This is a genomic window from Bacillus sp. PK5-006 (assembly GCF_054161415.1).
In genome coordinates this window covers 2,872,032-2,893,073 of record NZ_CP096414.1, presented here as the reverse complement: position 1 = coordinate 2,893,073, position 21,042 = coordinate 2,872,032, and the positions used below count along the sequence as shown (strand labels likewise).

24 protein-coding genes are annotated in these 21,042 nt (G+C 41.9%); 15 read left to right on the top strand and 9 right to left on the bottom strand.

Annotated elements, in window-relative coordinates; all coding sequences use genetic code 11:
- Nucleotides 1-139: 139 nt before the first annotated feature.
- Entirely contained in the window at nucleotides 140-658 is a 519-nt protein-coding gene (locus M1D84_RS15070; RefSeq protein ID WP_024425275.1) for a type 1 glutamine amidotransferase domain-containing protein, read from the top strand.
- Between the two features lie 108 nt (nucleotides 659-766).
- Here the strand turns inward: M1D84_RS15070 and M1D84_RS15065 are convergent, their stop codons facing one another.
- Nucleotides 767-982: a DUF1128 domain-containing protein gene (locus M1D84_RS15065; protein WP_003214000.1), complete on the bottom strand. Its 216-nt coding sequence runs from the start codon at nucleotides 980-982 to the stop codon at nucleotides 767-769.
- 77 nt (nucleotides 983-1,059) lie between these two features.
- On the bottom strand, nucleotides 1,060-2,415 hold the full coding sequence (locus tag M1D84_RS15060; protein WP_073204292.1) for an alanine/glycine:cation symporter family protein: 1,356 nt from the start codon (nucleotides 2,413-2,415) through the stop codon (nucleotides 1,060-1,062).
- A 174-nt stretch (nucleotides 2,416-2,589) separates the two neighbouring features.
- On the opposite strand from M1D84_RS15060, the gene M1D84_RS15055 reads away from it, so the two are divergent.
- The 3 genes from M1D84_RS15055 to M1D84_RS15045 are packed head-to-tail and all read left to right on the top strand — an operon-like array spanning nucleotide 2,590 to nucleotide 4,250.
- A complete protein-coding gene (locus tag M1D84_RS15055; protein ID WP_024425273.1) occupies nucleotides 2,590-3,060 on the top strand; it encodes a low molecular weight protein-tyrosine-phosphatase in 471 nt (156 codons plus the stop codon).
- 20 nt (nucleotides 3,061-3,080) lie between these two features.
- A complete protein-coding gene (locus M1D84_RS15050) occupies nucleotides 3,081-3,404 on the top strand; it encodes a YtxH domain-containing protein (RefSeq protein WP_041106306.1) in 324 nt (107 codons plus the stop codon).
- A 27-nt stretch (nucleotides 3,405-3,431) separates the two neighbouring features.
- Nucleotides 3,432-4,250: a YihY/virulence factor BrkB family protein gene (locus M1D84_RS15045; protein WP_073204297.1), complete on the top strand. Its 819-nt coding sequence runs from the start codon at nucleotides 3,432-3,434 to the stop codon at nucleotides 4,248-4,250.
- Nucleotides 4,251-4,459: 209 nt separating this feature from the next.
- Here the strand turns inward: M1D84_RS15045 and M1D84_RS15040 are convergent, their stop codons facing one another.
- A complete protein-coding gene (locus tag M1D84_RS15040; RefSeq protein ID WP_024425849.1) occupies nucleotides 4,460-5,641 on the bottom strand; it encodes an MFS transporter in 1,182 nt (393 codons plus the stop codon).
- Between the two features lie 75 nt (nucleotides 5,642-5,716).
- Here M1D84_RS15040 and M1D84_RS15035 point away from each other — a divergent pair, with 75 nt between their 5' ends.
- The 3 genes from M1D84_RS15035 to M1D84_RS15025 all read left to right on the top strand — a co-directional run bounded on the left by M1D84_RS15035 (nucleotide 5,717) and on the right by M1D84_RS15025 (nucleotide 8,077).
- Entirely contained in the window at nucleotides 5,717-6,094 is a 378-nt protein-coding gene (locus M1D84_RS15035) for an OsmC family protein (RefSeq protein WP_024425269.1), read from the top strand.
- 65 nt (nucleotides 6,095-6,159) lie between these two features.
- Nucleotides 6,160-7,227, top strand: a complete 1,068-nt coding sequence (gene cax / locus M1D84_RS15030; RefSeq protein WP_073204303.1) for a calcium/proton exchanger — start codon at nucleotides 6,160-6,162, stop codon at nucleotides 7,225-7,227.
- Between the two features lie 67 nt (nucleotides 7,228-7,294).
- The gene (locus M1D84_RS15025) at nucleotides 7,295-8,077 is read left to right on the top strand and encodes a YfkD famly protein (protein ID WP_073204306.1); all 783 of its coding nucleotides are present in this window, start codon (nucleotides 7,295-7,297) and stop codon (nucleotides 8,075-8,077) included.
- Between the two features lie 357 nt (nucleotides 8,078-8,434).
- Here M1D84_RS15025 and M1D84_RS15020 read toward each other — a convergent pair whose 3' ends face one another.
- The 3 genes from M1D84_RS15020 to yfkAB all read right to left on the bottom strand — a co-directional run bounded on the left by M1D84_RS15020 (nucleotide 8,435) and on the right by yfkAB (nucleotide 11,341).
- Entirely contained in the window at nucleotides 8,435-9,154 is a 720-nt protein-coding gene (locus tag M1D84_RS15020) for a YebC/PmpR family DNA-binding transcriptional regulator (protein WP_034283703.1), read from the bottom strand.
- Between the two features lie 221 nt (nucleotides 9,155-9,375).
- Nucleotides 9,376-10,212, bottom strand: a complete 837-nt coding sequence (locus M1D84_RS15015) for a mechanosensitive ion channel family protein (protein WP_151040226.1) — start codon at nucleotides 10,210-10,212, stop codon at nucleotides 9,376-9,378.
- Nucleotides 10,213-10,219: 7 nt separating this feature from the next.
- Nucleotides 10,220-11,341: a radical SAM/CxCxxxxC motif protein YfkAB gene (yfkAB, locus tag M1D84_RS15010; RefSeq protein WP_041106321.1), complete on the bottom strand. Its 1,122-nt coding sequence runs from the start codon at nucleotides 11,339-11,341 to the stop codon at nucleotides 10,220-10,222.
- 146 nt (nucleotides 11,342-11,487) lie between these two features.
- Between yfkAB and M1D84_RS15005 the strand changes: the two genes are divergently transcribed.
- Both M1D84_RS15005 and pdaA read left to right on the top strand, forming a co-directional pair.
- Complete coding sequence (locus M1D84_RS15005) at nucleotides 11,488-11,679, top strand: SE1561 family protein (RefSeq protein WP_012009274.1); 192 nt, start codon at nucleotides 11,488-11,490, stop codon at nucleotides 11,677-11,679.
- 101 nt (nucleotides 11,680-11,780) lie between these two features.
- On the top strand, nucleotides 11,781-12,572 hold the full coding sequence (gene pdaA / locus M1D84_RS15000; protein ID WP_024425259.1) for a delta-lactam-biosynthetic de-N-acetylase: 792 nt from the start codon (nucleotides 11,781-11,783) through the stop codon (nucleotides 12,570-12,572).
- 34 nt (nucleotides 12,573-12,606) lie between these two features.
- On the opposite strand, the gene M1D84_RS14995 is transcribed toward pdaA, so the two are convergent.
- The 3 genes from M1D84_RS14995 to M1D84_RS14985 form a co-directional block, all read right to left on the bottom strand.
- Nucleotides 12,607-13,101, bottom strand: a complete 495-nt coding sequence (locus tag M1D84_RS14995) for a DUF2716 domain-containing protein (RefSeq protein ID WP_024425258.1) — start codon at nucleotides 13,099-13,101, stop codon at nucleotides 12,607-12,609.
- 31 nt (nucleotides 13,102-13,132) lie between these two features.
- On the bottom strand, nucleotides 13,133-14,092 hold the full coding sequence (gene corA, locus M1D84_RS14990) for a magnesium/cobalt transporter CorA (RefSeq protein WP_025093503.1): 960 nt from the start codon (nucleotides 14,090-14,092) through the stop codon (nucleotides 13,133-13,135).
- A gap of 134 nt (nucleotides 14,093-14,226) precedes the next feature.
- Nucleotides 14,227-14,736, bottom strand: coding sequence for a hypothetical protein (locus M1D84_RS14985; protein ID WP_024425256.1), 510 nt, complete (start codon nucleotides 14,734-14,736; stop codon nucleotides 14,227-14,229).
- 434 nt (nucleotides 14,737-15,170) lie between these two features.
- Here M1D84_RS14985 and M1D84_RS14980 point away from each other — a divergent pair, with 434 nt between their 5' ends.
- From M1D84_RS14980 to M1D84_RS14955, 6 genes are all read left to right on the top strand, one after another.
- A complete protein-coding gene (locus tag M1D84_RS14980) occupies nucleotides 15,171-16,040 on the top strand; it encodes a DNA-3-methyladenine glycosylase family protein (protein WP_024425255.1) in 870 nt (289 codons plus the stop codon).
- A 102-nt stretch (nucleotides 16,041-16,142) separates the two neighbouring features.
- Complete coding sequence (gene rlmD, locus M1D84_RS14975) at nucleotides 16,143-17,528, top strand: 23S rRNA (uracil(1939)-C(5))-methyltransferase RlmD (protein ID WP_044334675.1); 1,386 nt, start codon at nucleotides 16,143-16,145, stop codon at nucleotides 17,526-17,528.
- Nucleotides 17,529-17,664: 136 nt separating this feature from the next.
- A complete protein-coding gene (locus M1D84_RS14970) occupies nucleotides 17,665-18,075 on the top strand; it encodes a DUF6508 domain-containing protein (RefSeq protein ID WP_044334677.1) in 411 nt (136 codons plus the stop codon).
- A 39-nt stretch (nucleotides 18,076-18,114) separates the two neighbouring features.
- On the top strand, nucleotides 18,115-18,630 hold the full coding sequence (locus M1D84_RS14965; RefSeq protein WP_044334679.1) for a hypothetical protein: 516 nt from the start codon (nucleotides 18,115-18,117) through the stop codon (nucleotides 18,628-18,630).
- A 161-nt stretch (nucleotides 18,631-18,791) separates the two neighbouring features.
- Nucleotides 18,792-19,619: a MerR family transcriptional regulator gene (locus tag M1D84_RS14960; protein WP_458106322.1), complete on the top strand. Its 828-nt coding sequence runs from the start codon at nucleotides 18,792-18,794 to the stop codon at nucleotides 19,617-19,619.
- A gap of 26 nt (nucleotides 19,620-19,645) precedes the next feature.
- Nucleotides 19,646-20,833, top strand: a complete 1,188-nt coding sequence (locus M1D84_RS14955) for an MFS transporter (RefSeq protein WP_458106321.1) — start codon at nucleotides 19,646-19,648, stop codon at nucleotides 20,831-20,833.
- The last annotated feature ends 209 nt before the right edge of the window (nucleotides 20,834-21,042 follow it).

Below are 21,042 nucleotides of genomic sequence, written 5' to 3'. Positions count from 1 at the left end.
ACCTTGTTGAGGAAATATAAATAAGTCTAAATACTTATTTTTATCATAAGGGGTTTTCTGATCGGGATAGGATGTTTGATTTCAATCTCCCCGGGTATAGTGTGTAGTGTAAACGATAATCAAGCAGGAGGGTTTCTACATGGGTAAGAAAATTGCAGTTGTATTAACAGATTACTTTGAGGATGTTGAATTCACCGAGCCTGCAAAAGCCTTTAAAGATGCAGGCCATGAGATCACAGTAATTGAAAACGAAAAAGGAAAAACAGTGAAAGGGAAGCAAGGAGAAGCAGAAGTGAGAGTGGATGCGTCCATTGATAACGTGAAGCCTGAAGACTTCGATGCACTGCTGATTCCTGGCGGGTTCTCACCAGACATTCTGCGTGCAGATGATCGCTATGTCCAGTTCACAAGAGCATTTATGGACGAGAAAAAACCAGTATTTGCGATCTGTCACGGGCCGCAATTGCTCATTACAGCAAAGACGCTGGAAGGCAGAGGCGCGACTGGATATACATCCATTCAAGTAGATATGGAAAACGCAGGCGCAAAATTCAAAGATGAAGAAGTTGTTGTTTGTCAGGATCAGCTTGTGACAAGCCGTACACCTGATGACATTCCAGCATTTAACCGTGAATCATTAAAACTGCTCGCAAAATAAGCAGTTTTGACAGGATAAACAAAGCCAGCACCTTGCGGGGTGCTGGCTTTTTCTGCGCATGAATGGAAGAAAGCGGCGTAAACCGCAATCTTAGTTTCCTTTGCACGATTATTTTCTTAAGTTTTTTAGCTCGCTTGCGATGGCTTGCATTTCACTTGGGCTGAATGAAGATTTTTTCATCACCATTTGGTGTAGAAATTCAATATCTTCGTACTTGTCTGGACTGAAGTCCTCGGCTTTGATGACTCCAATGTTCAGCATATTTAACTTTTGCGAAATGTCTTCAATCAGCTGATTGACTTCAGCCGCTTTTTGCTCTGACAAGGGCGGCACGTCCTTTCCTGCATATGTGTTGAATAATATGTCTATTTTAACAGAAAAGCAAAAGAATAAAAGGGCTATTAAGACGACACCGAGATGTTTTTCTCTTTTTTCTCCTGTTTAATTTTTTCAATGATTCGTTTTGATTCAAATACGACAACGCCCGATAAACCAATAAGGCCAATTAAGTTTGGAATGGCCATCAGACCATTCAACATATCTGCTACGCCCCATACGAAGTCATTCTTAAACACAGCACCAAAAAAGACAGCCATCACAAAGACGATGCGATAATACATGACGTACGAATCCTTCGCCAAATATGTAAAGCATTTCTCTCCATAATAGGACCAGCCAATGATGGTTGAATAGGCAAACAAGAGCAGTCCGATTGCCACAATGGTTGAGCCAGCCGGACCGAGGAAGTGAGCAAAGGATAACGAAGTCAGCGCATCACTTTTCACTGTTAAATACATATCTGCCATGACAATGGTAATGCCAGTGATAGAACAAACAATGATGGTATCAATAAACACTTGCGTCATAGAGACGAGTGCCTGGCGTGCAGGCATATCCGTTTTCGCAGCTGCAGCAGCAATTGGTGCTGACCCAAGACCTGCTTCATTGGAAAAAACTCCCCGTGCGACACCCCAGCGAATGACAGTCCCAATTGCACCCCCTGCTACGGCTTGACCAGTAAAGGCATCTGAGAAAATAAGACTGACTGCGCCTGGAACAAGATCAGCATTCATAACAAGAATGATTAGACCGCAAATGACGTAAAATAAAGCCATGACGGGTACAAAGATAGATGTGACCCGGCCAATGCTTTTGATTCCGCCTAAAATCACAAGTGCTGTAAAAGCCGTGATGATGATACCTGTTACCCATGTTGGAATTTGAAAAGTAGAATTCATGACGCCTGAGATGGAATTAGACTGGACCAGGTTGCCGATCCCAAAGGCAGCACTGGCGCCGAAAACAGCAAATAGCACCCCTAGCCATTTCTGTTTTAATCCATGCTCTAAATAATACATAGGTCCGCCAGACATTTCGCCTTTTTCATTTTTGACTCTGTATTTTACAGCAAGAACAGCTTCTGCAAACTTGGTGGCCATCCCGAAAAATGCAGCAAACCACATCCAGAAAACTGCACCAGGACCACCGGCTATAACAGCGGAGGCCACACCGACGATATTCCCTGTACCGACAGTTGCAGCAAGAGCCGTCATTAACGCTTGGAAATGTGAAATATCTCCTTCTGACATTTTGTCTTGTTTTGAAAAAGCGAGCTTTAAAGAATAAGGAAGTAATCTAATTTGAATGAAGAGAATGCGAAAGGTGAGGTATATTCCAGTACCAACAATTAAAATCAACAGGGGAGGTCCCCACAAAAAATTGTTCATCGTCGTGACAAACTGCTCAATTATTCCCATCTAATATCCCCCTTTGTTTGTGTAATTCTCCTAAAGTTTCTCCTGTTTTTGTGTATTTTGTCAATGGCGATGAGAGCTTTTCTTGCAAAGTTTCCAAAAGAAAAAGGGCTTGATATGATAGAGAAAAGGTTTTCGAAAGCAGTTCTTAGGGAAAAGATAGGAGGAGAATGAAGGATGATTCATGTATTATTCGTATGTCTTGGCAATATTTGCAGATCACCGATGGCAGAGGCCATGTTTAGAAAACGAGTAGAAGATGAGGGGCTAAGCGAGCACTTTGTCATTGATTCAGCAGGCATTGGCGGCTGGCATCAAGGCAGTCCTCCGCATGAAGGAACACGAAAGCTGCTTGATGAAAAAGGGATCAGCTATGAAGGGATGTCCGCAAGACAAATCATAGATGAGGACATCACAGCATACGACTATATCATTGCGATGGATGCTGAAAATGTAGGGGCACTTCGCAGTATAGCCGGCTATGGGAAACATCACTTTATTGGCCGTCTTCTTGACTTTGTTGAAGACGACGATCGAGATGATGTGCCAGACCCTTATTACACTGGAAACTTTGAGGAAGTACATGATTTAATTGAAAAAGGAATTGATCGTTTTTTGACGTATGTAAAAAAAGAGAAACACCTTTAACTGAAAGGAGATCAGACGAGATGGAAGAAAAAAATCAAATCATGCTTCGAGGAGCTGTGATAGGAGCAGCTTGCGGTGCACTGCTGACATTATTTCATCGGCCAACGAGAATCGCGCTCAAAGACAAATGGGATGACTGTCAGGAAAAGCTGGCGGAATACCGTCAGGAGCCAGCCAGAATTTCTGCTTGTATGAAAGAAAAAATGGAAGAAACGAAGCAGCTGATGCGAACAGTCTCAGATGATTTGTCATTTTTAAATGAACAAGTCAATCAGTTAAAGGAAACAACCCCAAAAGTATTAGAGATTATTGAAGAAACAAAGGATCACTTTCGATCGAAATAGAAAGATTGATCATTGGAGATGAGGCGTATGGGTTTTATCAAAGCGTTAATTGAACGCTTTTTGCTGCATGAAGGACCGGCAAAATCTGCTGAGCTTGCTTACTTCTTTTTGCTTTCATTATTTCCGTTTCTCATCTTCGTGCTGACGCTCGTTGGATATTTGCCGCTGACGTCGAAGGATGTCCTAAACGTCATCTCTGGTTATGCGCCAGAAGGAGCGCTTTCGATGATTGAATCCATTGCCGAAGAGACACTGAACAGCCGTAACGGCGGATTGCTGTCATTCGGGATTATTGCCGCCCTTTGGTCTGCATCTAACGGGATTAATGCCGTCGTCAGAGCATTTAACCATGCTTACGAAGTTGAGGAAAATCGTTCCTTCATTCTCGTACGTTTAACATCAATCATCTTAACCATCGCAATGGTTCTCACGATTATTTTTGCCTTAATGCTGCCTGTCTTTGGAAAAGAACTTGGCTTATTTCTCGCTGAACTAGTCGGGCAGTCAGATGCCTTTCTCACCATTTGGACGGCCATGAGGTGGATCATTAGCCCGCTGATTTTATTGATTGTGTTTACAGCCTTGTACTATTTCGCCCCAAACATTAGACTGAAATTGAAATTTGTTCTGCCAGGCGCGATTTTTGCATCGATTGGTTGGATTTTGGTCAGCATGCTGTTCTCATTTTACGTAGGCGAGTTTGCCAACTACAGTGCGATGTACGGAAGTATTGGGGGAATCATTATTTTAATGATCTGGTTCTATTTAACCGGCATCATGATTATCCTTGGCGGCGAGCTCAATGCGCTTTTACATAAGCGTAAAATCGTACCAGGCAAGGTGTGAAGAAATCCGGGCATCCTAAAGAAGAACGAACATGTTCAATCTTGATGGATGGGGGAATCACGTATGTCCAAACAATCGAAAAAAGGCGGAAGCAATACGAAACAAAACAAAGGCCATCAGCCAAAGCACAAAACAAGCGGAAGTGCGAACGGGCAAAATGGTTATCATTAAATGAAAAAACTCCTCTGCATAGGTGCAGGGGAGTTTTTTTAATTAGAAATGGATTCATTGGGACTTTCCAGCACTGCCTGCGTTCTCCCAAATCGAACGCAGCAAAACACAAATAATATCACGATGCTGACAAGGTAAAGTAAATTCATTCCTTCAAACGTTTGCACAAAGAATCCTCCGAGTACCGGCCCGAGAATACTGCCTGCACTAAACGCCATCCCGCACATCAAATTCCCGGCGGGAAGCAGATGCTTTGGCAATAAGTCGGTCATATAACTGATGCCAAGTGAGAAGGTAGAGCCTACAGCCATTCCGGCAATAAAGAAACAGATGGCAACAGCCAAAACGGATTGAATGAAAATACCTGCCAAAAGGAAAAAGAATGATCCAGCGAGTGTCACACATAAAATGATGCGGCGCCTGCCAAACCGGTCACTGAGCATCCCAAGAGGAAGCTGAAAGACAATGCTCCCTATGGCAAACGCAGGTAAAATAAATGCAACCGCATCTACTGTCACACCGCTTCTTAGCGCATATACAGGGAAGTTACTATTGAGCGTTGTTTCTAAAAAGCCATAGCAAAATGGCATCATAAAGGCAACCCAGCCAAATTGAAAGGCTTTTTTGAAGCGCTTTAAACTGTTTGTCTGCTCTGACGTTTGCACTTCGCCTGTATCTGGATATGTATTCTTTAAAACAAACACAAGCAGCCAAATACATAAACTAACGGCACCAGAAACAATAAAAGGCAAGGCTGGATTGATCTCAATGAGCGGCGTTAAAAAAGGGCCGGCGGCAAAACCGAGTCCAAATGATAATCCATACAATGAAATATTTCGTCCGCGATTTCTTGATGATGAAGCATAGGTCACCCACGTCTGTGTAGAGAAATGCAGCATATGGTCACCAATCCCGATCATGAGCCGGAGGAAGAACCAGACGACATAAGATTCAAAAAATACAAAGCTAAACAAGCTTAAAAAGACAGCGGCGCCTCCAATGACGATTAATGGCTTAAATCCAAAACGGCGAAGCGGGGCTTCCATAAAAGGAGACGCAAGCAGTACACCGAGATATAAGCCTGTGGCATGCAGGCCGTTTAACGTAGGAGAAGTACCGGCATGTTCAAAGATAATGGAAATGACAGGAAGTAATGCTCCCTGTGAAAAACCAGATACGGATACAAGTAAAATTAAAATCATAAAGTGAATTCTCGACATAAGATGCTCCTTACAAGTTCATGCTTTCATCGTACAATGGAACCATAGGGGTTTCAATAGAAAGGTGGAAAACGAATGACGCTGACATACAAAAAGGATCATTGGATCGCACATATTGAGGACAGGCAGCTGCCTATTTCAGGAACAGAAGAACTGGGGTTCCGCCCATCTCAATTGTTCACCTCAGCCATTGCAGGCTGCTTTGGAGAAATGCTTATTCATGTATGCCGTAAAAAGCGAATATCCTATGAAGGGCTGACGATCACACCTGAAACGACAAGGGCAGGAGCTGTAAACAAAATTTCCTGCATTCATTTACATATCTTATTTGAAGACATCAATACATCTGATGAACAAATCGATAAAGTGATCACCCTTGCATTGAAGCATTGCTCTATGGTGCAGTCCGTGAAAGGGAGTATTGATATCACTTTCTCACACGCGCGAATCTAAAATGTATACGATGCCGGCACTCACGAAAGAATAACAGTCAGACATATGTAAAGGAGAATGGCTGTATGAATCGTTTGTTTCTTGTAATTGTCGCAATCGGTGTTCCGCTATCGGTGATTGGCAGTTTTCTTCATTTCCCGCAGGTCATCATGTTTACCGTTTATTGTATCGCCATTATTGGTCTTGCTAGTTTTATGGGAAGAGCCACAGAAAGTCTTGCCATCATTGCGGGACCTAGAATTGGCGGACTTTTAAACGCCACATTCGGAAATGCAGTGGAATTAATCATATCGTTTTTTGCCTTAAAGCAAGGACTGACGGCCATCGTACTTGCTTCATTAACTGGATCAGTCATCGGAAATTTACTGCTTGTGGCGGGGCTGTCTTTTTTTGTTGGTGGATTAAAATATAAGCGCCAAGTGTTCAATGTCCATGATGCAAGGCACAATTCAGGCTTGCTCATGTTTGCCATCATTGTAGCGTTTGTCGTTCCAGAAGTGTTTTCGGTGGAGATGGCAGAGAATAAACAGTTTGTTTTAAGCATTGGGATCAGCATTGTGATGATTTTGCTTTATGTTGCGGCGCTTTATTTCAAACTAGTCAGCCACCGCGGTGTTTATGTTGCCAAGCAGGAGAGCGTGCAAGGTGAAGCGGAGACGGAAGAAGAAACACCTGAATGGTCTGGGAAGTTTGCCACCGTGATTTTGCTGCTTTCGACGATCGCAGTTGCGTACATTTCAGAGCGCCTTGTTCATACATTTGATACGGTAGGAGAACAGTTTGGCTGGAGTGAGCTGTTTATCGGTGTCATTATTGTGGCCATCGTCGGCAATGCCGCAGAACATGCCTCAGCTGTCATCATGGCGTATAAAAACAAAATGGATGTAGCAGTGGAAATTGCCTTTGGCTCCACGCTTCAGGTTGCCATGATGGTTGCGCCAATCCTTGTCATCAGCTCGCTATTTTTTGATAAGCAGATGCCGCTCATTTTCTCCTTGCCAGAGCTCATTGCGATGGCATCCTCTGTGCTGCTCACGGTGATTTTATCAAATGATGGGGATACAAACTGGTTTGAAGGCGCCACATTACTCGCTGCCTATTTTATTATGGCGATTGGATTTTTCCTTTTATAATCTTTTGTGGATAAGGGACGTCTTTGCGGAAAATACTATGGAAAAATGAATGAGAAAGAGTGATGATATGAAAAAGATGCTCCGCATCATGTTTGTTGTTCTCTTATCCTTAAGTTTTCTATACAGCTTTCCAGTAGAGGCGGCAAAGCCATTTAAAGTGCCATCCTCTGTCGCCAGTATCTCCAAGGAGAATACGTATCCAAACGCGTCACAGGATCAGCCGCTGCTCCAGCCGAGCGAGCTGACTGCTGAATTGTTCAAGACAACAAGTGTACCGATTGAGAATACTCATTTGATTAAAATGCTGAATGAATCCAGCATTTCAGGGACGCCATTAGCTGTTGGATACCGTGCGACCATTTTCCTTGGGAGATGGGCGCTGAGCTACGATTCAAATGAAACGGTCGCCAACTGGGAATACAAAAAAGTGAATACGAACCACATTGATAACAGAGGCGGCAACAAAACAGCCATTGGAAAATACGTTCAAAAGCAGCAAGTGAAAGTAAGCGGCGGCCTCACAGCAAAAGTGCCGAACCCAGAAGATGTGAAAACATTGATGATGCAAAAAGCGATTCAAAAAACAAAGCTGCCTCTCGCTTTTGACACCGTGATTGGTGCAGGAACAAAACGAGATCAGTCATACCACGTCTCTCCGAAAAAAGCAGCATCGCTTCATGCCTATGCACCAGCGATTAACGAAAAAGGTAAGGTCACATACGGGGAAGTGTACCTTGTACTAAAAGGAAATAAACGAAAACTCGTCGTAAAAAACGTGACCTCACAAGGAATCGGCGCTTGGATTCCTGTTCAGGATCACCTGACGTTTGGGTTTCAAGGGATGAATTAAAACAGTCATCTCCTCTTATCAATAGAGGAGATGACTGTTTTTTGCTAATAGGGTTTCTCTTTTTTTCTTTTTAGTTCATTTTTGTAAAAGTCAAAGGCGTTATATAAATACCAAATGATAAAAAGAAAGAAGATAACTTTAGTCAATATCGGTAAGTTGTTGAAAATAAGCCATAGGCCAAGATAAGGGATGATCATAAATCCATAATAAGAAAACCACCATGTTTTAAAAATGAAACTCATCTCCTTGAAACTTTGTAGACATTAACATCTTATACATATATTACATTTTTTCGAGAAAATAAAAAAGCCATAGTAGAAGTTGAATGAACTCAACGACTACTATGGCTTAAGTTTTTTATTCCCCTAAATCCACATTATGATAAACCTGCTGCACGTCTTCAAGCTCTTCTAATACATCGATCAGCTTTTCAAATTGTGCTTTCGATTCATCATCTAATGTCACTTCGTTTTGAGGGAGCATTGTGATTTCAGCGACAGTGAATTCTTCTACGCCGGCTTGTTTGAATGCTTCTTGTACTTGATGGAATTGATCTGGTTCAGCGTACACAATCACCGTTTCATCTTCTTCCATGATGTCACGTACATCAATGTCTGCTTCCATTAAAAGCTCAAGCGTTTCTTCTTCGCTTTTCCCTTCGACACCGATGACAGCTGTTTCGTCAAACATGTAGGCAACAGAGCCGCTTACGCCCATGTTTCCACCGTTTTTCCCAAATGCTGCTCGAACATCTGAAGCTGTACGGTTCACATTATTCGTGAGGGCGTCAACAATCACCATTGATCCGTTTGGACCAAATCCTTCGTAGCGCAGCTCATCGAAGTTCTCTTCCGCACCGCCTTTGGCTTTTTCAATGGCACGGTCCACAATGTGTTTTGGGACACTATATGTTTTTGCACGTTCTAGGACAAAACGAAGTGCTTGGTTTGATTCTGGGTTTGGCTCACCTTGTTTGGCAGCCACATAGATTTCACGCCCGAATTTTGCGTAAATACGACTTGTACTGGCATCCTTTGATGCTTTCTTTTCTTTAATGTTGTTCCACTTACGACCCATCTTATTCACTCTCTTTCACTTAGAAAATACACAGTATGAGGGTCCCCATGCTGCATGAAATCATTCTGCTATCTATTATACATGAATCAGTCAAGAGGATAGAAGTAAGAGGGCTGGAATGAAAAGAATTGTTAGCGAATGTTCAAGTGTTCCAAGTTTCTCGCAAGCCCGGGTCAGCGCGGCAACTTGTATATAAAAAAATAACCCCATCATAAATGAGGTTATTTTGCAGGCTGGGGATAAGCGAGATCCTCAAGCAATTTGACATCATGCTGATGAAGCTGTTTGATCATTTCTTTTCGCACAGCGAGGGCGGCTTCGAAGTAATTTTCGTCTTCGACCATTCCTTTTACTGTGATTTCAATCCCGCGATTCAGCTTATTCAAGCCCATAATTCCATGAACCTGAAAGGGTTCAATGGCGTTTTGGAATTCATCTTTTTTAAGAAAATCATGATGCATTTGATTTAAATTGTCACATGCTGATTCAAGTGCTTGGAAGGCGATATCTGGGTTTTGATTCGCGCTAATTAACACAGATTCCGTAATCCGCATGTAGTGCATGTTATAGTTTTGGATTTGACGGATATCCCCGTTAGAAATGGTTAACAGCTTGCCGCTCCATTCTCTAATTTGCAGAGAGCGGAGACCAATCTCTTCAATGGTTCCATTAAAGAGGTTATTCACCGTCACATAATCCCCTTTATGAATCTGTCGTTCATAAATGAGGAAAACACCTGCTAAAATATCACGAATCAGCGTCTGGGCGCCAAAACCAATGACGATCCCAGCGACACCAGCACCCGCAAGAATTTTCCCAAAGTCATGAAAGAAAAGAGAAATGACATAGAGCACAAAGCAAATCGAAGCGGTGTATTGCGTGACCGATTTGACCAAGCTCTCGATCGTTTGCTTCTTCTTGTCCTCGATAAACTCAGTTCGTTTAAAGAAAATTTGAAGAGCTTTGTTAATCATAAAGACGGCAAGCCAAAGAATGAGTCCAACAAGGAGAATTTCAATGTATTTGTTTTTGACCACTGTCAGAAATGTATCGTCCATCTATTGGTTACCCCCTGGCTGTACGAGAAGTAAAATCAACATCTTGATAATAGCTGTTTTTCACTAAAACATTCGGACCGAGGCACTGCACGCTTGGGCAATGACAATTCAGTTCTTTTGCTAATTTCGTGTCCATCCAGCGTGTATAGGCTGATTGCAATGTATCAGTTGCAATGTTTCCAAGCGGCGGAGTATCGCCAAAGTCTGTCACAATAATATTCCCATCAAAAATATTCACATTCAACCGTGAGCGTCCATCAGGGTCATTTCGTACCGTGACATTTTTCTCCTGGCGCAATCGGTTGAGGAGTCGCTGGTCTTCTTCATCTGTGCTGCATGAATAAAATGGCAGGGTGCCAAACAGCATCCATGTGTTTTGATCACGAATATCAAGCAGCTGATGAATCGCATCCCGCATTTGCGGAAGCGTCAATGATTCAAGGGCGCTGGCGAAATCACTTGGGTACATCGGGTGAACTTCGTGGCGCTGGCATTTCATTTCCTCGACGATTTGCCGGTGGATGTGTTCGATATATGGAAGCGTGCGCTTATTCAGCATGGTTTCAGCGGATACGGTTACGCCCGCTTTGACAAGTGCCTGACTATTTTCAATCATACGGTTAAATAATTTCTCGCGCTGCTCAAAGGTTGGTTTTCGATCCATCATGGCAAAACCGACCGTTGCAAACTCTTCGACAGTGCCCCAGTTATGTGAAATGTGAAGGACATCTAAGTATGGAATAATTTCTTCATACCGCGCCAAATCAAGGGTTAAATTTGAATTGATCTGTGTACGGACGCCGCGTTCATGGGCATACTTTAATAAAGGGACGACATATTCCCGTACAGATTTAAGAGAAAGCATGGGCTCTCCGCCTGTAATACTAAGTGAGCGCAGAAGCGGAACTTCATCTAAACGGCGAAGTAACAAATCAATCGGCAGCGCATTCGGATCCTTAGGCTGTAAGGTATAGCCGACCGCACAATGCTCGCATCTCATGTTACACAGCGTTGTTGTCGTAAATTCAATATTTGTCAGCTTCATTTCTCCGTAATCCTGCACATCGAGATAGGCTTCCCAGGGGTCGTATGCAGGTGTAATCGGACGAAGTGCTGTTTTTTGGTTCATGGTATCTATCTCCTTTTCATTCGGGCAAACGTAGACCCGCCAACAGTTAATTTTAAGCCTCATCACGGTTATACGCAAGGGGGACACAATTGATTTGCAAGGGAAAAAAAGATAAGCTATAAACAAACGCTAAAGGGAGTGTATCGATGGGTAAGGCAGCAGACAGCAAAGAGCAGCAGGTTGATTATTTAAAGAACCGATTAGATATGTTTATGAATGTGATTGATTCATTAGATCCCGAATCAACAGACGTTGAGGATATAGACAGACTGATCCAGATGATTGACGACCTGGAAGCGAAATATGAACGGTTTAAAAACGATTGGAAGGAAGAATAGCTCGCGTGATGCGGGCTTTTTTCTTTAAATTGGCAGGTGAATCGGTGTATGAGTCTCGGTCTTATTCTGCACAATAGAAGAAAAACCGGGAAGTGACGTAAATGAAAAAATACATGCTGATCTGTTTATGTGCGCTTTTTGTTTCCATGCCTCTCTCAGAAGCGGAAGCCGTGTCTAATAAGCCCATCCACTGGGGATTTGCGAAAAGTAAAGAGCACAGGCCGCCGGATGCGGGCAAAGAATTGACGGCACTGTTAAAAAAGTATGATGCGTTCTATTTAGGCAACACGAAAAAGAAAGAGATTTATTTTACCTTCGACAATGGCTATGAAAATGGGTACACACCCAAGATCTTAGACGTGCTGAAAAAACATCAAGTACCAGGCACCTTTTTTGTGACAGGTCACTTTGTAAAGGACCAGCCCGGGCTTGTCAAACGTATGGCAGAAGAAGGTCATATCATTGGCAACCATTCCTATCATCATCCAGATTTAACAACAAAGAGCACGAAAGAAATCAAAGAAGAACTGGACCGTGTCAATGAAGCTGTGTACAAAATCACAGGAAAACAAGATAACCTCTATCTTCGTCCGCCGCGCGGTGTGTTCAGTGAACGGGTATTAAAAGAAACAAAACAGCTCGGCTACCAAACCGTTTTCTGGTCAGTGGCATTTGTAGACTGGCACATCCATCATCAAAAAGGAAAACAGTATGCTTACGATCAAATGATGAAGCAGGCGCACCCAGGAGCCATTTACTTACTTCATACCGTCTCAAGAGACAATGCCGAAGCGCTGGATGATGCCATCACCGCTCTGAAAAAACAAGGATATTCCTTTAAAAGTCTAGACGATCTCATGCTTGAAAAAGTATGGCATCTGCCACAGCTATAGAAAGAAGCCTGCAGAAGACCTGCAGGCTTTTTGATTAACCCTCTCTGATTTTACGCTGAAACAAAAGAGGATGATGACGTGAAAAAGAGTCAATCAAGCCCTCGCCGAAAACTGTGATGCTTTGCTCCCAAGGATGTCCTAGCAGACCCCAATCCATTTCTTTTGATAAAAAGAAATAGTAATCCCCATTAGGGAGAACAGGAACTTTCCATTCTCCAAATTCATCTTTTTCAAACAAGCCATATGGTGTGATCCAGTAGCATTCGTGCTGCCAATCAAGTGCCAGCATATATTCGTCCGTTCCGGTGATATTCTCTTGAAAAGAGAGCAGTGCCTTTTTTTCAAGATCTTCATCTGTATGTAGAAAAGAAGAGTCCTCAAAATAAGCAGAGATATCATATGTGATGTAAGGAGAGGGTGCTTGAAAAGCGGGAAAGCGAGAGATGCTTGGTTTAAATTCGAACTCTCGAGCAAATGTCTTCCAGGCGAATTTTAATTCTTTGTCTTTCAGTGGAATCCAGTTTTCCATATGATCTTCCTCCCAAGCACTTCTCAAAACATTATTTAAAAATCCTAAACCACCCTTTATGTTTAAACCACAAAAGCATCCCCGAGACGAGGAGACCCATGAATATCAGCACGCCAAAATAGCCGTATTTCCAGTGTAATTCAGGCATGTTGTCAAAGTTCATTCCGTACACCCCAACAATAAAGGTCAGTGGAATAAAAATGGTCGACACAATGGTCAATGTCATCATAATCGCATTCATCCGGTTGGAATTCAGCGTCTGATAGCTGTCTCGTAAATCGGCTGTCATATCACGGTTTGACTCAACAATTTCGGTTAGTTTTAATAGATGATCATAAATATCATTAAAATACGCCTGGCGGTTTGTATCGCTTTTCATCATATTTGTGTTCACAATACGATATAAAAGGTCCCTCATCGGGATAATCGTTCTTCGCAGTTTAAGTAAATCTGAGCGAATCCCGAATACTTCGTTCATCAACGTGCCATACGTTTTATGCCCTTCTTCATCCTCAATTTCATTCAGCCTGTCTTCAATTTGATAAATAATAGGGAAATAATCATCAACAAGCTGATCAATCAGCATGTAGGCTATATGCTCAGGTCCGCTGTTTCTCGCTTTATCAGACCCTTTGAGCTTTCGAATCACACGTTCAACGTACGGTGCTTCCTTCAAATGAAAGGTCACGATATAGTTTTCACCAACAAACAGATCGACTTCCTCAGAACGAAGCGTTTTTTGATTAAGGGCATGCAGCACGAAAAACAAATACCCTTCATAAAAATCAAGCTTGGGCCGCTGTAAATAATGAAAACAATCTTCAATCGCGAGTGGATGGAAATGAAAATATTCCTTTAAAAGCGCTGCTTCCTTTTCCGTTGGCGCATGAAAATCAATCCAATACCAGGCGATATCGGGGCTTGAAAGCTGCTGCAATGTTGCATGTTCAATCAAGTCGCCGTTTTTTGTCACTGCAAGTTTTCTCAGCATGTGCACCCCTCCAGACTTGCATTATATCATGAAGCAGCACCGGTGAACTTATACGTTTTCTTCATAAAAAAAAGCCGATCTCATTTTTGAGATCGGTTCAATGTGCGTGTATGATTGATGGATAAAACCGAGAATTAAGGACGACGGAAGTTGACGAAACCACCATTACGGTCGAACCAGCCTCTAAATGCCCAGTTGATGTAGCCGCCGTCACCTTTGTTTGTGAAAGATCCATTTTCGAATACCCAGACTCCGTACGTAATACTTCCGTATTTCACAGTAGCAAACGTTTTGACGCCGTTGAAACGAGTCTCATAACCTTGGCTTAAGTTAAATACCATGACATTGTATTTTGCGCCAGCAGCATAGAAAGCAGACTCCATTAATCCTTTGACAAAGCCTTCACGGTTTGTGTTAGCATTTGCAGCATTAATTAATGCATTTGCAATACCAAGTACATCAAAGTTAATATTAACGTTTCCTGCAGTTGTAGATGCTTTACCTTCAGCAGCTTTGTTTAAGACAGTTTGCTGAAGTGTAGTAGAAACAGGTGCTGAAGTTTTTGGCTCAGCAGCGTCAGCGAATACTGGCAGTGTCGAAGAAACAGCAGTGGCAAGGGCAACAGAAAGAATTGTTTTTTTCATTGGTCGGATCTCCTTTGTTTTTAAATTTTGGGTCTTCTTTTTTGTAAAATGTGAAACTAAGTGAAGCCGGTCATCAATGAGGTAAATATGTTCCTGCAAGATAAAACAAATGATTGCCTAATCCGCTAATTTCTTTGTTCACCTCCTTGATATGTAATAATTATACAAATTTTTTTGGAATGGAAGATATCACCCAGAGGTTCTATTTCTAATTTAAGGAAAATGAGCCTAAAATGTTGTAGGAGGCTGTCGAATTTTAGCTGAATTCGACTAAAAACTTTCGTCTATCCAAAAGGAGAATGACCACAAATAAGGAAGATATAACTGATAAATTCTTGTACTCTTTATGTTTAAAAGTATTCAATCTAGAGAATCATTCATGCAAAATGAAACAATCACATCTGCGTATGTTTGCAGAAAGGAAGAGGACATGTATGTGGGAAAAACAGCTGGTGGTAGAGCCGCCGTATCATTTCGATCAAGTGCTTAGACGCTTATCAAGTGATCCATTAAAAGCAGTCGATTTGAATCAAAGAGAAATCAAAGTGCCGATCAGATTAAAGCAAAAACCTTATGTGGTCATCGTTCAAGCTACTGGAACAAAAGATGCGCCTACGTTCCGGGTGCGGGCAAACGGTCCCGAGGAACCCCTTCTTTCTGAGGTGAAACGGATATTTGGCATGGAGCATCAATTACACATAATTCAAGACCATTTTTCTCAAACCAATCTAGCGCCCATTTTTGAGCAGCATATCGGAACGCCGCTCATGCTGGATTTCCATTTATATCATTGTTTAATGAAATGTATCATTCATCAGCAGCTTAATCTTTCGTTTGCTTACGAGCTCACGAAACGATTTGTCCATACGTACGGAGAGCAAATAGAAGGTGTATGGTTTGATCCTTTACCAGAAACCATTGCCTCTCTTGAAACAGATGATTTGAGAAAGCTTCAATTTAGTCAGCGAAAAGCAGAATATGTCATCGATGTATCGAAACGAATTGTGAGCGGCTCACTTTGTTTAGAGGAATTACACGATTTATCTGATTTGGAGGTGGAAGAGCGATTGCTTCCGATTAGAGGGATCGGACCTTGGACGGTTCAAAATGTGCTCATGAATGGGCTTGGAAGACCAAATCTTTTTCCGATGGCAGATATCGGCATTCAAAATGCAATCAAACGGCACTTCGACCTGCCTGAAAAACCGACAAAAGAAGAGATGTCAGCGCTAAGCAAGGAATGGACCCCATATTTAAGCTACGCTTCTTTATATTTATGGAGAAGCATTGAGACAGATAAATAAATGAAAGGCATTTTCTCTCTTTGTCTAAGACGTGGTATACTAATGAGATGGAATAAAATGAAGACAACCTATTAAGGGTTCAAATAGAACGGAGAGAATAAAGTGAAAGAAAAACAGCAAGGTGCCCTTTTGCAAAAGGGACAGCAGTTCCCGCTTACCATTAAACGCCTTGGCATTAATGGTGAAGGGGTCGGTTATTTTAAAAAGCAAGTGGTCTTTGTCCCAGGTGCACTTCCAGGTGAGGAAGTGGTCGTTGAAGCAACGAATGTCCAAGCAAAATATGCAGAAGGTACAGTGAGGAAAGTGCGAAAGCGCTCCGAGCATCGAGTCAAACCGCCATGCCCAGTATACGAACAGTGCGGCGGCTGTCAGCTTCAGCATTTGGCGTATGAGCAGCAGCTAAATGAAAAGCGTGATATTGTCATTCAATCAATGGAGCGCCATACAAAGCTATCGGTTGAAAAGCTTGATATTCGGCCAACGATCGGTATGGAAGATCCGTGGCATTACCGAAACAAAAGTCAGTTCCAAGTAGGTCGTTCTCACAGCGGAGACATCATTGCAGGACTTTACGGATTGAATTCTCATAAGCTTGTTCCGATCAAGGAATGTATCGTGCAGCATCCAAAAACGAACAAAACAACGGGCGTTGTCCGCAAAATTTTAGAGAAATTCGGCGTATCTGTCTACAATGAACGGACAAGAAAAGGCGACGTACGCTCGATTGTCGTGCGTGTCGGCTTTGAAACAGGTGAAGTACAAGTCGTTCTTGTCACATCAAAACCTGAATTTCCAAAGAAAAAAGAAATCGCAGAAGCCATTCAAAAACGACTGCCTGAAGTGACGTCTATCATGCACAATATCAATGGTGAAAAAACATCAGTCATCTTCGGCCATAAAACATCTCACCTAGCCGGCAATATGGTCATCCAAGAATTTTTAGGAGACGTCTCCTTTGAACTAAGTGCACGTGCTTTCTTCCAATTGAATCCAAAGCAGACGCTAAAGCTTTACGATGAAGCGAAAAAAGCGGCCAAACTGACAGGAAAAGAAAAGGTTGTCGATGCGTATTGCGGTGTTGGGACCATTGGGATGTGGCTTTCAGATGGCGCCAAAGAAGTACGAGGAATGGATGTCATCAAAGAATCGATTGATGATGCCAAGAAAAATGCCAAAAAACACGGCATGAAAAACGCGACCTATGTAACAGGAACAGCTGAACATTGGCTGCCAAAATGGGTCAAAGAAGGCTTCCGTCCTGACGTCATCGTCGTCGACCCGCCAAGAACAGGCTGCGAGCGCACCTTCTTAGACACCGTCAAACAAGTCAAACCAAAACGCTTTGTCTACGTCTCTTGCAACCCATCCACACTAGCAAAAGACCTTCAATACATGTCAAAAGACTACAAGATCGAATACATGCAGCCAGTTGATATGTTTCCGCATACGGCGCATGTAGAGACCGTTGTATCAATGGTAAGAGTGTAAAAAAGTGAAGTGAATAAAACTGTCCGTGATTTGAATACTGGTGTCTAGCTGGTAGGATAATCACGGATTTTTTTATATACTGATCCGTAGGTGTTGATCAGAGTAAACCATATGAATGAGGTAGAGGAGGATGGAAATGAGTCAATTCGAGATTCTAACAAAATACATACCGATGCTCCGCGAGGACCATATCGGAGAATGGGTGATCGATCAAGAAAATGATGGAACAGCTGAACGCCCAATCCAGATGCCTTTTGTGCATTATTCTGAAACGGTCCAACGCTTTATCGAAGATGTCTATATCTTTGCGGAACAACATCAAGAGCTGGAGCTTATCCGCTACAGAGAAATCCTCAAAGAAAATGGCATTGAAGGTGGATTGAACGATATCGAGAATGTGGACCTCTCACATTTAAATGCGCAATGTATACTTGCCTTCATCATGGGAGTGGTGAGTGCTGAGCGGTTTTGCGATGGTGCCATATTGGGTTCTTTTAAAAGTGGAGACATGTTAAAGTATCTTGAAAGATTGGATTGTTTGGAGTAAGAGCGGTGAGCGGTTTATTTCAATTTTTGGAGTGATCATATGAAAAATAAAACAAATGTAGCCGATACTTTTCCTCCTATGAAAATAGAAGAAATTGATCAAATATTATTATATGATCTTGATGCAATAAAAATTGAAAAAGAAGATGAACGTATAAAATTCATCTTACAAGATCCCTATTGTCCTGATAAAAGTCATATTCACAGTGTGTATGTCATTTATAAGAAGTCTATACTCGATTTACTTGAAGGTAGGATTCGTTCTATTCATAGTCATGAATTCATTAATGCTAATAAAAAGGATCGAACGATTTCTAAAGAAGATATTGAGTATGTATTAGAGATGGCCACAGTTGTGGTTCTTGCAAGTGAAAATAGTGGAGTTCTGACAAATTATTTTTATAGTGGAGTCGGTGAAAGGTTAGATCGTATTTTTAATATATGCTTAGGTTATTCTACAGACTTACAAAAAGAGAATAAATTAAGTTTGGAACGATTTATGAATGATATGAAGATTGTTGAGCAGATGGGATTGTTAGAAAAAATTTTAGGATAAGAGGCAAAGCCTAGATTTTAGAGAAATCTAGGCTTTTTGCGCTTTTGAAAAATTTATTCAACTTCATCAAATGATTATGCAAATGAAATTCTTCTGTTGACTTTCCCCTTTACTGAAAGGTTTATACTTTGATCAGATCAACAAATCGGAGGAGATGCAGGATGTTTAAAATCGGTGATTTTTCTATGTTAAGTAAAGTCCCTGTCAAAACCTTAAGGTATTATGACCAAATAGATTTATTAAAGCCTAAGCAGATCGATCAAGATTCCGGATACCGGTATTATTCAGCTGAGCAGCTGCTTGAGGTCAATCGGATTTTTCTGTACAAGGAATTAGGTTTTACGTTAAAGCAAATGGGTCAGCTTCTTCGTGAAGATATTTCTGTCGAGCAGATTCAGGGCATGTTTCTCTTGAAAGAGAGTGAGATTCAGCAATTGATCGAGAGAGAACAACAGAAATTAGCGCGTATTAAGGAGCGGATGCACCTCATCAAACGAGAGGGGTGTGTTGAAAAAGAACAGGAGGTCATCATCAAATCAGTTGAAAGCAAACGTATCATGTGTTTTCAATCCCATGGAACTGTTGACGAAATCCCAACATTCTTTCAAACGTTTCATCATTTGTTACATAAACATCCGCAAGAATTGAACTCTGAGCCACAAATCGTGCTGTGGAGGGAATCACTTGCTAAAGAAAGTGAGTTCGAATTTGAGGTTGGGTATTCCGCGAAAGCGCTAAGGGGCTCTCTGCCTAAGGGCATCACGATACGTACGTTACCAGCTGAAGAAACCATGGCGACGCTCTTATTTCATTCAGATTCTCCATTTGCACAAACTGCTTGTGTTGATCTGGCGACATGGATTGAACATAACGGATACCGCGTGAAAGAAGATCAGCCGGGCCGAGAGATTTATTACCCGTTGGCTGAAAATGAAGAAGGCAGACTCATTGAAATTCAAATTCCTATAAAAAATGAAGTCAAATCGTAAACATTGTCCAAAGGAGAAAAGCCACGATGAAAAATAAAGCCGTTGTCTATTTACTTGCTTTAGCAGCCTTTTTAATTGGAACGATCGAATATATCATTACAGGCATTATTCAAATGGTCGCAGATGATTTACAGGTCACGACATCTGCTGCTGGTTTATTGGTCACATCATTAGCGCTCTCAGCAGCAATCGGCGCGCCGATTGTCATTGCACTGACCATCAATATCGACCGTAGAAAAATATTATCATGGATGCTGATCATTTTTGCTTTAAGTAATATCATCACAAGTGTCAGCCATTCGTTTGAAATGGTGCTGATGACTAGGGTTTTACAAGGAATTAGTGGGGGGACGGCCATTGTGGTGGCAATGGCAGTGGCCACTCGTCTTGTCGAACGAGAAAAAAGAGGAACAGCGATTGGCATCATTTTAATGGGATTAAGCAGCTCCTTAGTTTTAGGTGTGCCAATCGGGACATTTCTAAGCAGCATGATTGGATGGAAAGCATTATTTGCAGCCATTGGATTGATCACGCTCATTCCGCTGATAGTTGTGTATAGGCGCATCCCTTCTATGAAAGAACAAGAACCGGTGACGCTAGGTATGCAATTATCGATATTAAAAGATAAGAGAATTTTGCTTGCAGTGGCAGTTACACTCTTTTATGTAGGCGGATATTCCACTTTATTTACCTATTTAACGCCATTCCTGCAAGAATCAGCAAACCTTAGCATCACAGAAATCAGCGGCATTTTATTACTAGCGGGAATATGCAGCTTTTTGGGCTCTAGTCTTGGAGGGGTTGCAGCAGATAAAAAAGGCCCAACATTCACGATTTTCTCCGGAATTATTCTACAAATCATCATGCTGATGCTGCTAGCATTTGTGACAGGGAATCTCGTGGTCATGGTGGCGGTGATCATGATATGGATGATTGCTACATGGAGCACATCGCCAGCTCAGCAGCTGTATCTCGTCACACTTGTACCCAAATCTCCTGATATCGCATTAAGTGTCAATACATCGTTTATTCAATTCGGATTTGCTTTAGGCTCGGGGTTAGGAGGGCTTGTATTGAGCAGGACATCTATATTGAACCTGAGCTGGATTAGCGCTGGAACGGTTCTTCTCGCTTTGCTCATGACCGTCTTGATGGTGGCGTTTGACCGAATCTCTCAGCAGAAGAGTTTGAAGGTGATGGAGCAAGGAAGGTAACATATTCAGTTTTGTATTGTGGGAACTACTTCTTTCGGGTAGTTCCTTGGCCCATTTTGTGGGCTTTTTTTTATAAAAATTCTTATCTCTGCACTTCTGCTTTATTACTTCTGTAAATACCTGATCTCCTTGTCATACTTTTGAATGAAATTGACTCAATAGAATTGACGCAAGAACCATGAATAGGTGAAGATGAAATAAACTGTAAG

Excerpts from the sequence above, each read along its gene's own strand:
- M1D84_RS15040 (WP_024425849.1), bottom strand. The coding sequence starts at position 5,641 with ATGTCGAGAATTCACTTTATGATTTTAATTTTACTTGTATCCGTATCT.
- M1D84_RS14980 (WP_024425255.1), top strand. The coding sequence starts at position 15,171 with ATGTGGGAAAAACAGCTGGTGGTAGAGCCGCCGTATCATTTCGATCAA.
- M1D84_RS15070 (WP_024425275.1), top strand. The coding sequence starts at position 140 with ATGGGTAAGAAAATTGCAGTTGTATTAACAGATTACTTTGAGGATGTT.
- M1D84_RS14955 (WP_458106321.1), top strand. The coding sequence starts at position 19,646 with ATGAAAAATAAAGCCGTTGTCTATTTACTTGCTTTAGCAGCCTTTTTA.
- M1D84_RS14970 (WP_044334677.1), top strand. The coding sequence starts at position 17,665 with ATGAGTCAATTCGAGATTCTAACAAAATACATACCGATGCTCCGCGAG.
- M1D84_RS15050 (WP_041106306.1), top strand. The coding sequence starts at position 3,081 with ATGGAAGAAAAAAATCAAATCATGCTTCGAGGAGCTGTGATAGGAGCA.
- M1D84_RS14965 (WP_044334679.1), top strand. The coding sequence starts at position 18,115 with ATGAAAAATAAAACAAATGTAGCCGATACTTTTCCTCCTATGAAAATA.
- M1D84_RS15025 (WP_073204306.1), top strand. The coding sequence starts at position 7,295 with ATGAAAAAGATGCTCCGCATCATGTTTGTTGTTCTCTTATCCTTAAGT.
- cax (WP_073204303.1), top strand. The coding sequence starts at position 6,160 with ATGAATCGTTTGTTTCTTGTAATTGTCGCAATCGGTGTTCCGCTATCG.
- M1D84_RS15055 (WP_024425273.1), top strand. The coding sequence starts at position 2,590 with ATGATTCATGTATTATTCGTATGTCTTGGCAATATTTGCAGATCACCG.
- M1D84_RS15035 (WP_024425269.1), top strand. The coding sequence starts at position 5,717 with ATGACGCTGACATACAAAAAGGATCATTGGATCGCACATATTGAGGAC.
- M1D84_RS15060 (WP_073204292.1), bottom strand. The coding sequence starts at position 2,415 with ATGGGAATAATTGAGCAGTTTGTCACGACGATGAACAATTTTTTGTGG.
- M1D84_RS14985 (WP_024425256.1), bottom strand. The coding sequence starts at position 14,736 with ATGAAAAAAACAATTCTTTCTGTTGCCCTTGCCACTGCTGTTTCTTCG.
- M1D84_RS15005 (WP_012009274.1), top strand. The coding sequence starts at position 11,488 with ATGGGTAAGGCAGCAGACAGCAAAGAGCAGCAGGTTGATTATTTAAAG.
- M1D84_RS15020 (WP_034283703.1), bottom strand. The coding sequence starts at position 9,154 with ATGGGTCGTAAGTGGAACAACATTAAAGAAAAGAAAGCATCAAAGGAT.
- yfkAB (WP_041106321.1), bottom strand. The coding sequence starts at position 11,341 with ATGAACCAAAAAACAGCACTTCGTCCGATTACACCTGCATACGACCCC.
- M1D84_RS14995 (WP_024425258.1), bottom strand. The coding sequence starts at position 13,101 with ATGGAAAACTGGATTCCACTGAAAGACAAAGAATTAAAATTCGCCTGG.
- M1D84_RS15015 (WP_151040226.1), bottom strand. The coding sequence starts at position 10,212 with ATGGACGATACATTTCTGACAGTGGTCAAAAACAAATACATTGAAATT.
- M1D84_RS14960 (WP_458106322.1), top strand. The coding sequence starts at position 18,792 with ATGTTTAAAATCGGTGATTTTTCTATGTTAAGTAAAGTCCCTGTCAAA.
- M1D84_RS15045 (WP_073204297.1), top strand. The coding sequence starts at position 3,432 with ATGGGTTTTATCAAAGCGTTAATTGAACGCTTTTTGCTGCATGAAGGA.
- corA (WP_025093503.1), bottom strand. The coding sequence starts at position 14,092 with ATGCTGAGAAAACTTGCAGTGACAAAAAACGGCGACTTGATTGAACAT.
- pdaA (WP_024425259.1), top strand. The coding sequence starts at position 11,781 with ATGAAAAAATACATGCTGATCTGTTTATGTGCGCTTTTTGTTTCCATG.